Source organism: Adlercreutzia sp. St.1H8, assembly GCF_059728655.1.
The window spans coordinates 1,552,046-1,564,845 of the sequence record NZ_AP039376.1 but is presented as its reverse complement, the minus strand read 5'-3'; the positions used below and the strand labels follow the sequence as shown (position 1 = coordinate 1,564,845).

10 protein-coding genes and 1 tRNA gene are annotated in these 12,800 nt (G+C 69.8%); 7 read left to right on the top strand and 4 right to left on the bottom strand.

Translation table 11 applies throughout. From position 1 onward, the window contains the following. Positions 1–23 precede the first annotated feature (23 nt). The 4 genes from AC6I0Y_RS06000 to AC6I0Y_RS05985 form a co-directional block, all read right to left on the bottom strand. Complete coding sequence (locus AC6I0Y_RS06000) at positions 24–434, bottom strand: phosphatase PAP2 family protein (protein ID WP_236643499.1); 411 nt, start codon at positions 432–434, stop codon at positions 24–26. 496 nt (positions 435–930) lie between these two features. Beyond that, the gene (locus tag AC6I0Y_RS05995) at positions 931–2,448 is read right to left on the bottom strand and encodes a LuxR C-terminal-related transcriptional regulator (RefSeq protein ID WP_497730112.1); all 1,518 of its coding nucleotides are present in this window, start codon (positions 2,446–2,448) and stop codon (positions 931–933) included. A 1-nt stretch (position 2,449) separates the two neighbouring features. Beyond that, positions 2,450–3,313: a dimethyl sulfoxide reductase anchor subunit family protein gene (locus tag AC6I0Y_RS05990; protein ID WP_497730110.1), complete on the bottom strand. Its 864-nt coding sequence runs from the start codon at positions 3,311–3,313 to the stop codon at positions 2,450–2,452. Beyond that, positions 3,307–4,695 (bottom strand): radical SAM protein, encoded by a 1,389-nt coding sequence (locus AC6I0Y_RS05985; protein ID WP_497730108.1) that lies wholly within the window; start codon positions 4,693–4,695, stop codon positions 3,307–3,309. Before AC6I0Y_RS05985 ends, AC6I0Y_RS05990 begins: the two co-directional genes overlap by 7 nt. 254 nt (positions 4,696–4,949) lie before the next feature. Here AC6I0Y_RS05985 and AC6I0Y_RS05980 point away from each other — a divergent pair, with 254 nt between their 5' ends. The 7 genes from AC6I0Y_RS05980 (at position 4,950) to tig (ending at position 12,682) form a co-directional block, all read left to right on the top strand. Continuing rightward, the gene (locus AC6I0Y_RS05980) at positions 4,950–7,379 is read left to right on the top strand and encodes a DMSO/selenate family reductase complex A subunit (RefSeq protein ID WP_201750927.1); all 2,430 of its coding nucleotides are present in this window, start codon (positions 4,950–4,952) and stop codon (positions 7,377–7,379) included. Positions 7,380–7,393: 14 nt separating this feature from the next. After that, a complete protein-coding gene (locus tag AC6I0Y_RS05975; RefSeq protein WP_160708384.1) occupies positions 7,394–8,014 on the top strand; it encodes a DMSO/selenate family reductase complex B subunit in 621 nt (206 codons plus the stop codon). Then, a complete protein-coding gene (locus AC6I0Y_RS05970) occupies positions 8,014–8,883 on the top strand; it encodes a DmsC/YnfH family molybdoenzyme membrane anchor subunit (protein WP_160708386.1) in 870 nt (289 codons plus the stop codon). Before AC6I0Y_RS05975 ends, AC6I0Y_RS05970 begins: the two co-directional genes overlap by 1 nt. Next, the gene (gene dmsD, locus AC6I0Y_RS05965) at positions 8,883–9,515 is read left to right on the top strand and encodes a Tat proofreading chaperone DmsD (protein WP_497730105.1); all 633 of its coding nucleotides are present in this window, start codon (positions 8,883–8,885) and stop codon (positions 9,513–9,515) included. The genes AC6I0Y_RS05970 and dmsD overlap by 1 nt, the downstream gene beginning before the upstream one ends. 238 nt (positions 9,516–9,753) lie before the next feature. Further along, positions 9,754–9,838: transfer RNA gene (locus tag AC6I0Y_RS05960), tRNA-Leu, on the top strand. A gap of 23 nt (positions 9,839–9,861) precedes the next feature. Beyond that, the gene (gene sstT / locus AC6I0Y_RS05955; protein WP_160708390.1) at positions 9,862–11,151 is read left to right on the top strand and encodes a serine/threonine transporter SstT; all 1,290 of its coding nucleotides are present in this window, start codon (positions 9,862–9,864) and stop codon (positions 11,149–11,151) included. A gap of 136 nt (positions 11,152–11,287) precedes the next feature. Continuing rightward, on the top strand, positions 11,288–12,682 hold the full coding sequence (tig, locus tag AC6I0Y_RS05950; RefSeq protein ID WP_497730102.1) for a trigger factor: 1,395 nt from the start codon (positions 11,288–11,290) through the stop codon (positions 12,680–12,682). The last annotated feature ends 118 nt before the right edge of the window (positions 12,683–12,800 follow it).

The window sequence follows — 12,800 nt, the reverse complement described above, 5'->3', positions numbered from 1 at the left end:
TGGCGGGCTGCTGCGTCCCGGCCTCAGGCGACGAGGGCGGCGATGAGGCCGCAGAGCAGGCCACAGAGCGCGCCGGCCACGACGTCGCGCGGGTAGTGGACGCCGCCGAGCACGCGGCAGGCGGCGAGCGCCGTGGCGAGCGCGAGCAGCGCCGCTCCGGCGGGCGCGTACCATGAGGCCCAGCACGAGGCGATGGCGAAGGCGCTGAACACGTGGCGGCTCGGGAAGGAGCGTCCGGCGCCGTCGCGTGCGACGAGCGGCGCGATGTCCCAGCGCTCGTAGGGCCGCGGCGCGTCGAAGGCGTGTCGGAACAGCGTGACCGCGACGAACCCGACGCCCGGTGCCACCAGGTAGGCCGCCGCCTGCGCCGGTTCGACGAGCGCCGCCCAGACGATCAGCACCGGGTAGGCGGCGTAGAAGAGCGCCGTGAGCATGCGGTTCGCGCTCGCAAGCGCCCGCGGTGCGCCGGCACGCGCCCGGAGCGGCGCCGTCCACCGCGCATAACGCGCGGCGTAGCCTCCCTGACGTCTTTCCTCGTTCGATTCCATGGCGCTCAGTATAGCCGAGGCGAAGTCCGCCGCGCACCGGGCGGGCGCTGACGTCGCGGCGCCACGACATGCGGGCCGCGATGCTAGGGGGCATTACGTGTCGCCGAGCGCGACAGCCGGCTTTCTTGCCTAAATTGGCACTGATCCGCTGTTTGGTACGGTCGGACGGGCCCTTGGCGCGCAAAGGCGCCTCAGGTGCTCAACCGCGACCTGGGCAAATGTCGGAGAAAGGGGCCCACAGCCGAGCGTTCGAGGCACCTTGGCAGCGTCTGACCGTACCAAACAGCGGATCAGTGCCATTCTCGCCGGAAAACGTGGCGCTCGCTCGATCTGGGGAGCCCCCAGCCCCCCGTCGGCCGTTCTCCGCGCCCGCCAAGGCGCCCTACTCGCCGGCGCCCTCCAGCTCAAGGCCGTTCAGGACGTCGATCATCTCCTGCTTGCGGTGGACGCCGAGCTTGGTGTAGATGTGCTTAGTGTGGGTGCGCACCGTGTTCTCGGACAGCACGAAGATCTCAGCCGTGCGCGCCACGGTGTTGCCGCGCACGATGGCCTCCATGATCTCGCACTCGCGGCTGGTCAGGCGGAACCGGTCTTGCGCCAGGCGGCAGCGCAGGGTCATCTCGTCGCCGGCGCTGGCGGCGCGCGGCGGCGAGGCGCCAGCGCGCGGCGCAGGCCGCGGGGCCTCGGCCGGCCCCTCTACGCCGCGGGCGAACAGGCGGATGGGCAGTCCCCCGCGCAGCAGGTAGAGCGCGAGCGCCAGCACGATCAGTCCCGCCATGGCGATGATGAAGAAGTTCTGGTAGCCGAACTGCCCGGTCACGTTGGCGGCGGAACCGAACACGAAGCCCGCGTCCTGCACGAGGTAGACGATGGTGCCGAAAAACGAGAACAGAAACACCGGGTTGACGCCGCGGTCGCGCGAGGCCTGGGCGCAGTGCAGCATCATGGCCAGGTTGGCGAAGCTGAACACGAGGTAGATGGCGCCGGCCAGGATCATCATCTGCGTGGGTCCGAAGAACGGATAGGCCGCCAGGCAGCACGCGGCCAGGGGGAACAGCGCCAGAAAGACAGCCTCGAGGTTGACCTCCACCGAGCCGTGGCGCCACACGAGCAGCAGCACCGCCGAGGCTCCCAGCGCGCCGGCCATCGACGCGATGTTCACCGCGTCGCCCATGGCCACGCTCGACAGTGCCGTGGCGCGGATGATGCCCGAGGCGAATCCGAGCGAGCCCACCGCCACGGCCGCACGCCAGCTGTCGCCCATGACGCGCAGGTAGGTGCGCGGGTGCTCGCGCGGCACGTCCTCGAAGATGGGCTGGCGAAAGTCGATGGTGCGCGTGGCCAGCATGGCGCACAGCCCGCACAGCGGCACGAAGATGAGCGGGATGAGGTACACCGTCACCGCGATGGGGATGAGGTAGAACGTCAGGTAGACCGCCGGCGCGCAGGCGGTGCCTGCCAGCAGCAGGAAGTTGCCGCGGTCAGGCGCCTTCGAGGAGAAGTAGCGCTGCCAGGCCAGGGCGAAGCCGGCGCCGCCCATGCCCACGAGCACGCCGGCCGTCGGGATGAGCCACGGCTTGGCGTCCGGCAGGTAGAGCCCCGCCACCAGCAGGCAGGCGCCCGCGGCCAGGGGCACGCCGCTCGAGAAGATGAGCGCGCGGCGCACGAGGTCGGGCCGCAGGTAGCTGAGGAACACCGTGGCGGCCATGGTGCCCGAGAACGCGAGCGATTGGGCGAGCGCGAACTGGAGCAGCAGGTCGGGGGAGTGGAACTCCTCGGGGAAGAAGGGAAACACCCCGCCCCACAGCGACGTGGCGTTGATGGCCAGGTACAGCGCGTAGCCGATGACGGCGATGTTGGGCCGGGGCCAGGAGAGCGCGGGCAGGCTGCGGGGCGTCATGCTAGAGCCCCGCCGTCAGGTGCATCGCGTAGAACATGAAGCGCGCCGCCGCCACGGCCGCCGCCATGAGCGCGCAGGCGCCCCAGGCGAGCGCGGTGCCCCGGCGTCCCGGCGTGCGGCGCGCGACCGCGGCGAGCGCGAGCGACGCCGTAGCGCCTACGGCCGAGGCGGCGATCACCGCCGGGTAGCCGCCCACCAGATCGCTTGCGCGCACAAGGCCGCTGCGCACCGAGCCGAGCGTCGCGCACTGCGCCGCCTGCGACCCGAGCGCCAGCAGCACGCCGGCCGCGCCGAGGGCGAGGAGCGCGCGCTCAAGCCGCCCGCGCCGCACGCCGGCGGCCCGCAGCGTGGCCAGGGCCAGCACCGAGCCGCCCATGGGCGCCACGGCCACCAGGTTGACGTTGGTGAAGGGGAGGTCCCACGTCACCACCGTGCGGATGGAGTAGGCGCACGAGATGAACGCGATGGCCGCGAGCGCCGATGCGCACGAGAGGGCCAGGAGCACCGTCCTCACGCGTCCCCACGGCCGCTCGCTGAAGCTTAGCAGCCACGCCGTCCACGCGAACGCGACGAAGAGCCCGGTCGCGAACACCTCGTTGGACAGCGGCGAGCGGCCCACCCCCATGAGCACGTAGAGCGTGTTGCCCGGCTTGCCCAGGTGGTTGGTGGACGCGATGAGCCCGAGCATGGCCACGGCCAGCGGGATGATGAGGAAGCGCGCGAGCCGTGCCGCCTCGGCCGGGGCCAGCCGCCGTGAGAGCAGCAGCGCCGCGATGGCCACGAAGGCGAGCGCGCCCGAGGGCATGAGCGTGGTGAACGCCACGAGGGAGAGCTGGGCCAGGCCCTGGTCGATGCCGGTCACCATCGGTCTGCCCCCTCCTCGGCCGCCGGCCCTGCCAGCGGGGCGCGGGTCAGGTCGGCCTCCTCGGCCACATGCAGGCCGACCTCGCGGAAGACGCGCCGGTTCTCCTCGTCGCGCTCGATGAGGGCGCTCGCCACGAACAGGCGCCCGAGCGCGCCTGCGCCGCCCCGCCGCATGAGCGCCGCGCCGGCCGCCGCCGGGTCGGCCAGCACCACGCCGGCCTCCTCGTCCCACGACCACGCCTCGTCATCGGCGCCGTCCTCGCGCAGCCATGCGGCCAGCCGCGCGGCGTCCTCGCCGAAGGCGCGCGCCGCCTCGTAGAAGAACGTGCGGCTCGAGAAGCGCCACGGCGGCACGGCCAGCGCCCCGCCGTCGTTCTGGGCCCAGATCTGGGCGGTGTTCTTGTTCTCGAGCGAGCACCAGTGCAGCCCGAGCGCCGTGCCGCCCTCGAGCGCGCGGGCCATGAGCTCGAGGGCCAGCTCCTCGCTGCCGGCCACGGGCAGCGCGCCGGCGTAGCCGTAGTCGTAGGGCACGCGGAAGGGGTCGCGCGCCAGGCGCAGCCCGCGTTCGCGGAAGGCCGCGGCATTGTGGAGCGGAAAGCACAGCTCCAGCAGGTTCACGCCGAAGGCGCCAAGGCGCTCCAGGTCGGACAGCAGCCGCTCCATGGCAGGCCCCGTGCCGGGGATCACAGGCATCTCCACGATGACGGCCGGCACCGCCTCCACGGCGGCGGCCACGTGCCCGAGCGCCTCGGCGACGGCCGTCTCGCCCTCGTCGATCTTCACGCTCAGGCGCACCTCGTCAAGCCCGGCGGCGGCCAGCTGGGCCCAGAGGCCCGGCGTGGCGCCGAGGCCCGAGGTGTACATTCTTATATGGGCGTGCGGATGGCGCTCGCGCGTCCACGCGCAGAAGGCGAGCGCCTCGTCGGCCAGCAGCAGCGGCTCGCCGCCGGTGAGCGCCGCGCAGTCGATGCCCCCGGCCGCCTCGGCGTAGGCCGAAAGCTCCCCGCGCCAGTCCTTCGCGCCGTCGCGGTAGCGGTCCCAGTCGTGCTGGTTGGGGTTGAAGCAGAACCAGCAGCCGCGCGGGCAGGCGAGCGTGGCGAACGTGGAGATGCTGCGGTGCCCGGTGGCGCAGCGCGCGCAGGCGGGGGAGAGCGCGCCGGCCGTGAGCGCGCACCCGCCGTTGCGCTCATGTGCCCCGAGTGCGATGACGCGCTCACGCAACGCCGCCACGCGAGCGGCGCGCCCGGCGTCGTCGTCAAGCGGCACGCCGAAGCGGGCGATGGCCTCGCCGAGCCGCTCGCGCTCCTCGGCGAGGCGGCCGACGTAGGCGCGGTGCGCGGGTGCCGCCAGCGCGGCGGCGTCGCTGTGGGTGGCTGGTCTCATGCAGATGTCCCTCCGAGGCGTTATCCGAACTGCGCCCAGGCACGGCCCGGACGCGGCCCGGGCGCATGGGCCCCTCTCCGACCCTGGCGCGCCCGCCTCACATACTCGATACCCAAAAGTCTATGCGACCTGGGTTTTCTCAACATCACATAAAACGTGTGATGTTATTTTGCCGGTAACATTTTATCGTCAAACGCGTTACATGGCGCCGCCGGGAGGGTTCGTCGGCGCCGGTAGAGAGGGAAGGAGCTTTTATGGAAGCAAACGCGCCGAGCGGAGGGATGTCCCGCAGGACGTTCTTCAAGGGAGCCGGTGCCGCCACCGCCACCATGGCCGCGAGCGGCGTCCTCGTGGACGCGCTGTTCGAGAAGGCTGAGCCGGCCTTCGCCGCGGAGGCCAACCAGCAGAGCGCCGAGGAGAAGGTGGTCCAGAGCCACTGCTCCTGCAACTGCGCGAGCCGCTGCCCGCTGTGGATGCACGTCAAGGACGACGAGATCCAGTGGATCCAGTCCGAGACCGAGCCGTGGGACGATGACGAGACGAGCCGCCAGCGTGCCTGCCTGCGCGGGCGCTCCGTGCGTCGCTGGATCAACGACCCCGACCGCCTCAAGTACCCCATGAAGCGCGTGGGCAAGCGCGGCGAGGGCAAGTTCGAGCGCATCAGCTGGGATGAGGCCATTCAGACCATCGCCGATAACCTCAAGCGCACCTACGAGAACTACGGCCCCGAGGCCGTCTACTGGACGCTCGGCTCGGGCGTCTACAGCCTCACCGGCCGCCCCATCGGCCGCCTGCTCGCCTGCACCGGCGGCTACCTGGGCTACTACGGCACCTACTCGGCCGCGCAGATCACCAAGGCCGCTCCCTACATGTGGGGCGCCAAGACGGCCTCCACGCCGGCGGCCATCAAAGACTCCGACCTCGTCATCTGCATGGGCTGGTCGCCGTCTGACTCCATGATGGGCTCCACCGGCGAGTCCAAGCACGGCTTCGAGTGGGCGCACCGCATGAACCCGGATGCCAAGTACATCCACATCGACCCGCGCTACAACGACACGCTGGCCAACTCCGGCGACGAGTGGATCCCCATCCGCCCCGGCACCGACGCGGCCCTCGTGGCGGCCATCGCGCACGTGCTCATCGAGGAGAACCTGCTCGACCAGGCGTTCCTCGACACCTACACCGTCGGCTTCGACGAGCACACCCTGCCCGAGGCCTACCAGGGCAAGAACATGTCCTACCGCGACTACGTCATGGGAGCGGGCTACGACAAGGTGGAGAAGACGCCCGCCTGGGCCGCCGAGATCACCCTCATCCCCGAGGAGCGCATCGTCAAGCTGGCTCACGAGCTGGCCGAGGCCGAGGCGCCCTTCGTCGCCCAGTACTACGGCATCCAGCGTCACTCCAACGGCGAGCTCGCCTCGCTGGCCGTGAGCCTTCTGCCCGTCATGGTGGGCGCCATCGGCAAGCCGGGCACGTCCACCGGCCTTGACGTGGGGTCGTACTCCTTCAGCATCCCCTGGATTGGCGGCACGAACCCCTGCAAGACGCAGATCTCCATCTTCACCTGGGCCGACGCCATCGACCACGGCCATGAGATGACCGCCACCCACGACGGCGTGGTGGGTGCCGACAAGCTTTCCACCGACATCAAGTTCCTCGTGGAGTACGGCGGGAACTGCTTCACCAACCAGCACAGCGACGCCAACGTGGCCCATGACATCCTCGTCGACGAGTCCAAGTGCGAGTTCATCCTCGTCTTCGAGACCGTCATGAACGACGCCGCCAAGTACGCCGACATCCTGCTGCCCGACATCATGCGCGCCGAGCAGAAGGGCATCATCAACGACGGCTGGTCGGGAGACGTGGCCTCCATCACCTTCGCGAGCCCCGCCACCACCGGCGAGAAGTTCGAGCGTCGCAGCGCCTTCGACGTGTGCGCCGACATCGCCGAGGCCATGGGCGTGCGCGACGAGTACCTCGACGGCAAGGACCAGGAGGGCTGGACGCGCGAGATCTACGAGACCGCCGCGGCCAAGGACCCCCGCATGCCCAGCTACGAGGAGGGCTACGAGATCGGCGAGTTCCACTACCGCAACCCCAAGGGCTACACCCCGGCGCTCGCCACCTTCGTGGCCGACCCGGTGGCCAACCCCCTCAAGACCCCCTCGGGCAAGATCGAGGTGTTCTCCGAGAAGATCCAGAAGCTCGTGGAGACCTGGGAGTTCGACGACCCGCGTGACGTGCTGTGCCCCGTGCCCATCTACACCCCGGGCGTCGATAGCTACGAGGACTGCACCGAGGAGCTGCCCTTCACCCTCATCGGCTTCCACTACAAGTCGCGCACCCACAGCTCGTGGGGCGGCGTGGAGCTGGTCAAGGAGGCCTGCCCGCAGGAGGTGTGGATCAACACCGCCGACGCGGAGAAGCTGGGCATCGAGAACGGCGAGATGGTGAGCGTGTTCAACGACCACGGCGAAGTGCACATCCTGGCCAAGGTGACGCCGCGCATCATCCCCGGCTCGCTGGCCATCTCGCAGGGCGCCTGGCGCGACGCCGACATGTCCGGCGACCGCATCGACAAGGGCGGCTGCATCAACACCCTGACCAACATGCACCCCTCGCCCCTGGCGAAGGGCAACCCGCAGCACTCCAACGTGGCGGGCGTCCGGAAGATCAGCTAAGGGAGGAATGAGCAATGACCGACTACGCTTTCTCCTTCGATGCCGCGCGCTGCACGGGCTGCAAGACCTGCCAGCTGGCATGCAAGGACTACCATAACCTCGACACCAAGGTGTCGTTCCGCAAGGTGTACGAGTACGCCGGCGGCGGCTTCGACACCGACGAGCGGGGCTGCGTCACGCCGCACGTGTGGACGAGCTACCTCTCCGTCAACTGCAACCACTGCGAGGAGGCGGCCTGCATGCAGGTGTGCCCGACCGGCGCCATGCACCGCGACGAGCAGGGCTTCGTCTCCGTGGACCACGAGCGTTGCGTGGGGTGCAAGTACTGCCAGCTGGCCTGCCCCTACAACGTGCCGAGCTTCGATGCGGACCTGGGCCAGATGCGCAAGTGCGACGGCTGCACCGAGCGCGTCGCGAAGGGCGAGAACCCCATCTGCGTGGATGCCTGCCCGCTCTACGCGCTCGACTTCGGCCCGGCCGACGAGATGGCCAAGAAGCACGGCGAGGGCGAGTGGCTCGCGCCGCTTCCCGACCCGTCCTACACCAAGCCCACTACCATCATGAAGGGCAGCCCCGCCACCAAGAAGGGCGGCACCTACGAGGGCGCGCTCATGAACCCGAAGGAGGTCAGGTAATGTTCTTCGACGCTGCCTTGGGCGAGCTGCCCCTGCTCGTCTTCTCCCTGCTGGTCCCCGTGGGGCTGGCGGCCCTGGGGCTCATGGCCTGTGCCCGCGGCTTCCTGCCGGCGGGTGACGAGGCCGCGGCGCGCCGCGCCGATATGCTGGTCCTCGTTCCCGGCGTGCTCGTGCTCGTGGGCCTCGCGGCCTCGTTCATGCACCTGGGGTCTCCGGCCCACGTGCTGGACATGATGGCCGGCGTGGGCCGCTCGCCGCTCTCCAACGAGATCGCGGTGGCCGGCGCCTCCATCGCCGTGGCCGTCGTGTGGTGCGTGGCCTGCGTGGCCGCTCATCCCGGCGCCGGCGCCCAGCGCGCCTGCGGCGCGGTGCTCCTGGTGCTCGCCGTGCTGACGGCCGTGTTCACCGGCACCGCCTACATGATCGTCACCATCCCCGTCTGGAACACCCCGTGGGGCGCCGTGAGCCAGGTCGGCCTGGCCCTGCTCGGCGGCGGCGTGCTGGCGGCATGCTGCCTGGCTGCGGCCAAGGGCGCGCTGTCGGCCCCGGCTGGCAAGATGCTCCTCGGCATGGCCGCGGCCGGCCTCGTGCTGCTCGTCGCGGGCCTGGCCCTGCTCGGCAGCGCCGCTGGCGCGGCTATGAGCTCCACCGGCGCCACCCTGGCTGACGCCCTGGGCACCTACGCCGGCGTGGCCGTGGCCGCCGCCGCGCTCTCGCTCGTGGGCCTCGCGGTGTGGGGCGCGGGCGTGCTCAAGGGGGCAGGCACCAAGCCGGCCGCCGCTGCCGTGGCCTGCGTGGCGGTGCTTTGCGGGCTCGCCCTGGCGCGCGTCGACTTCTACGGCGTGTTCCTCTCGGTGGGCCTGGGCTAATGGGCGCCTTCGCCGCCGACGCCGGCGCGCTGGCCGACGCCGCCGAGCTTCTGGGGACGCTCCTCTACGTCGACCCGGCCGAGGCGTCCTGCGCGGACGCCCTGGCCTGGGCGGCGGGCGCCGACGCGGCGGGGGCGTGGCCCTTCGGCGGCGAGGAGGCGGCCCGCGCCCTCGAGGCGCTCGCCGCCGACCTGGCCCAGCGCGACCCCGCCGAGCGCCATCGCGCCTTCGCCCGCCTGTTCGTGGGGCCGGCCAAGCTGCCGGCGCCCCCGTGGGGGTCGGTCTACACCGATCCGGAGGGCGTCATCTTCGGCAACCTCACGCTCGACGTGCGCCAGTGGATGCGCGAGGCGGGCGTGACGCTGCGCCTGCCCGAGCGCCAGCCGGAGGACCACCTGGGCCTCATGCTGCTCATGCTCGCGTGGTCGCTGCGCGCCGACGTGGACGAGCGGGCCGCGCGGCGCCTCGTCGAGGAGCTCATGCTGCCCTGGGCCCCGCGCTTCCTCGAGCTTCTGGCCGAGCGCGCAGACGACGCCTTCTACGGCCCGCTCGCCTGCCTGGCCCGCGCGACCCTCGGCGACTGGCAGGCTCGCTACGGGCTGGTCCCGCCGAGCCTGCGGCTCTACCGCTAGTCACCCTCCTCCTGCAGGGGCCCCGGCATCGCGCCGGGGCCCCTGCTTTGGTGACAGAGTGACAGAGGGTCACACCTGATGGCACGCCCCTGTGAGGGTGACAGAGGGTCACACCTGATGGCACGCGCCGCCTGTGATCGTGCCGCCTCGGCCGCAACCGCGGGATCATCCCACGTCGCGGCCGCTCTTCTGCTATCATGGGGCGCTGCGGCGTGGCGACGCCGCTGTCATGCGACGTGCGGGCGTGGCGGAATTGGCAGACGCGCCAGATTTAGGTTCTGGTGGGGAGACCCGTGAAGGTTCAAGTCCTTTCGCCCGCACCACTTACCTTTATAGGAGGGCTTACATGGCCGTTAAAGACGTGGTGAGAAAGTACAACGAGGTGAGCCTCATCAAACGCATCCTCGTGGGCCTGGTCATCGGCGTGCTGCTGTCGTTCGTGGTGCCAGTGGAGTCGGATAACGAGGCTCTGGCCGGCCTGAGCCAGTTCATCGTGCTTCTGGGCAACCTGTTTGTGAGCGCCCTGAAGGGCGTCGCGCCGGTGCTCGTGTTCTTCCTGGTCATCAACGCGCTGTGCAGCGCGAAGACGGCCGGCTCCATGAAGACCGTCGTCATCCTCTACGTCGTGAGCACGCTTATCGCCGCGCTTGTGTCGGTGGTCGCGAGCTACCTGTTCCCCACGGTGCTCACGCTCGACACCTCCTCGGTGGTCGAGCAGTCCTCGCCCGAGCACGTGGGCGCGGTGCTCACCACGCTCGTGATGAACATCGCCTGCAACCCGGTGGACGCGCTCATCAACGCCAACTACATCGGCATCCTGGCCTGGGCCGTGGTACTCGGCATCGCGCTGCGTGCGGCGAAGGAGGCCACCAAGGACGTGTTCGCCGCCGTGTCCGACGCTGTGTCGATGGTGGTGCGCTGGGTCATCGCGCTCGCGCCGTTCGGCATCCTCGGCCTCGTGTACAACTCCGTGGCCACCTCCGGTATGGAGATCTTCTTCGGGTACGGCCGCATCATCCTCGTGCTCGTGGCGGTGATGTTCTTCATCGCGCTCGTCACCAATCCGCTCATCGTGTTCGTCTGCACCAAGAAGAATCCCTATCCGCTCGTGCTGCGCTGCCTGAAGGACTCGGGCCTCACCGCCTTCTTCACCCGCAGCTCGGCGGCGAACATCCCCGTCAACATGGAGCTGTGCCGCAAGCTCGGGCTCGACAAGGACAACTACTCGGTGTCCATTCCGCTCGGCGCCACCATCAACATGGCCGGCGCGGCCGTCACCATCACCATCATGACCATGGCCGCCGCCCAGACCATCGGCCTGTCGGTCGACCCCATCACCGCCGTCATCCTCTGCGTGCTGGCCGCCGTGTCCGCCTGCGGCGCCTCGGGCGTGGCCGGCGGGTCGCTGCTGCTCATCCCGCTGTGCTGCTCGCTGTTCGGCATCGGCAACGACATCGCCATGCAGGTCGTGGCCATCGGCTTCATCATCGGCGTCATCCAGGACTCCTGCGAGACGGCGCTCAACTCGTCCTCTGACGTGGTGTTCACCGCCACGGCGGAGTACCGTGCCGCGCTCAAGGAGGGCAAGGAGGTCCACCTGGGCAAGGACGCCTTCTCACTGGACGAGATCGACTAGGTTATGCGATAATCGCGTGCTGGTGCGCTTGCGCCCGCAGCCAGCCCCGCGCGGGGCGCTGCCGGCCGCGGAAGCGCAAGACGCATGCGCGCCGGGCCGCCCGGCGCCCCACGGCAAACGATGGAGGAAAGACAACGTGAACACTAAGGTAGAGACCCTCGAGGACAACCGCGTCAAGGTGGTCGTGACCATCGACGCGAAGGACGTCGACGCCCGCATCAAGAAGACCTACAAGCAGTTCGCCCAGCGCTACAACTTCCCGGGCTTCCGCAAGGGCAAGGCTCCGCGCCCGGTCATCGACAACGCGCTCGGCGCCGAGGCGGTGCTCGCCACCGTGTCCGAGGACCTGGTGAACGACGCCTACCCGCAGGTTATCGAGGCCGAAGGCCTCTTCCCGCTGGGCCGCCCCGAGTTCGAGGACACCGGCCTGGTAGAGAACGGCAAGCCCTACGAGTTCTCCTTCACCGTGGCCGTCAAGCCCGAGCTCGAGCTGGACAGCTACGAGCCCGTGGCCATCGAGCTGCCCGCCGAGGGCGCAACCGACGCGGAGGTCGCCGAGCAGATCGAGGCCCTGCGCGCCCACTACAGCGTCTTCGAGGACGCCAGCGCCGCCACTAAGCTCAAGCCGGAGAACTTCGTCGACATCGCCGTGGTGGCCAAGGACGCCGACGGCAACCAGATCGAGGGCCTGACGAGCGAGTCCCGCCTGTACGGCCCGGGCTCCGGCATGTTCTCCGAGGCCTTCGACGAGGAGATCATGGGCATCAAGAAGGGTCAGGTCCGCGAGTTCACCCTCGACGTGCCGGCTGACGAGGCCGCCGTGCTGCTCGCCCCGCACGCGGGCGAGAAGATCGCCTTCGAGGTCACCTGCAACGTGGTGAAGAAGAAGGAGCTGCCCGAGGTCACCGACGAGTGGGCCAAGGACACCATGGGCTTTGAGGACGCTGCCGACCTGCGCGAGCGCGTGGCCGAGTCCATCACCGCCCAGAAGGCCGACATCCTGCCCCGCATGAAGGAGAACGCCACCCTCGACGTGCTCGCCTCCCGCCTGGTGGGCGAGGTGCCCGAGTCCATGGTGGAGGAGGCCGAGGCCAACCTGCTCCAGGACTTCTTCACCCAGCTGCAGCGCCAGGGCCTGAGCTTCGACACCTACCTGATGCAGGCGGGCATCGACGCCGACCAGTTCAAGGACGACGTGAAGATGCAGGCCGCCGACAACGCCAAGCAGGAGCTCGCGCTTGAGGCCTGGGCGCGCCACGCCGGCATCGTGGCCACCCCCGAGGAGGTCAGCGCCGAGTTCGTGAAGGCCGGCCTGCCCGACCCCGCGGCGACGGAGAAGGAGTGGCGCGAGTCTGGCCGCCTCCACCTCATCCGCGAGGGCGTCGTGCGCTTCAAGGCCATGGAGGACGTGATGGACAAGGCCGTCGTCACCGAGGTCGAGCTGGCCGCTGAGCCCGAGGAGAAGGCCAAGCCCAAGAAGGCCGCCAAGAAGAAGGCTGCCAAGGACGCGGAGCCCGCGCCTGAGGAGTAGGCCCGAACCCTTACTTCCCGACTGATCAGAAAGGCCGTCTGATGTGGCGAAACAAGACATCAGGCGGCCTTTTTCCATGGACTTTCGCCAAATGCGCCTTGCGCGGGCGGCGAACCTA

Excerpts from the sequence above, each read along its gene's own strand:
- AC6I0Y_RS06000 (WP_236643499.1), bottom strand. The coding sequence starts at position 434 with ATGCTCACGGCGCTCTTCTACGCCGCCTACCCGGTGCTGATCGTCTGG.
- AC6I0Y_RS05995 (WP_497730112.1), bottom strand. The coding sequence starts at position 2,448 with ATGACGCCCCGCAGCCTGCCCGCGCTCTCCTGGCCCCGGCCCAACATC.
- AC6I0Y_RS05990 (WP_497730110.1), bottom strand. The coding sequence starts at position 3,313 with ATGGTGACCGGCATCGACCAGGGCCTGGCCCAGCTCTCCCTCGTGGCG.
- AC6I0Y_RS05985 (WP_497730108.1), bottom strand. The coding sequence starts at position 4,695 with ATGAGACCAGCCACCCACAGCGACGCCGCCGCGCTGGCGGCACCCGCG.
- AC6I0Y_RS05980 (WP_201750927.1), top strand. The coding sequence starts at position 4,950 with ATGGAAGCAAACGCGCCGAGCGGAGGGATGTCCCGCAGGACGTTCTTC.
- AC6I0Y_RS05975 (WP_160708384.1), top strand. The coding sequence starts at position 7,394 with ATGACCGACTACGCTTTCTCCTTCGATGCCGCGCGCTGCACGGGCTGC.
- AC6I0Y_RS05970 (WP_160708386.1), top strand. The coding sequence starts at position 8,014 with ATGTTCTTCGACGCTGCCTTGGGCGAGCTGCCCCTGCTCGTCTTCTCC.
- dmsD (WP_497730105.1), top strand. The coding sequence starts at position 8,883 with ATGGGCGCCTTCGCCGCCGACGCCGGCGCGCTGGCCGACGCCGCCGAG.
- sstT (WP_160708390.1), top strand. The coding sequence starts at position 9,862 with ATGGCCGTTAAAGACGTGGTGAGAAAGTACAACGAGGTGAGCCTCATC.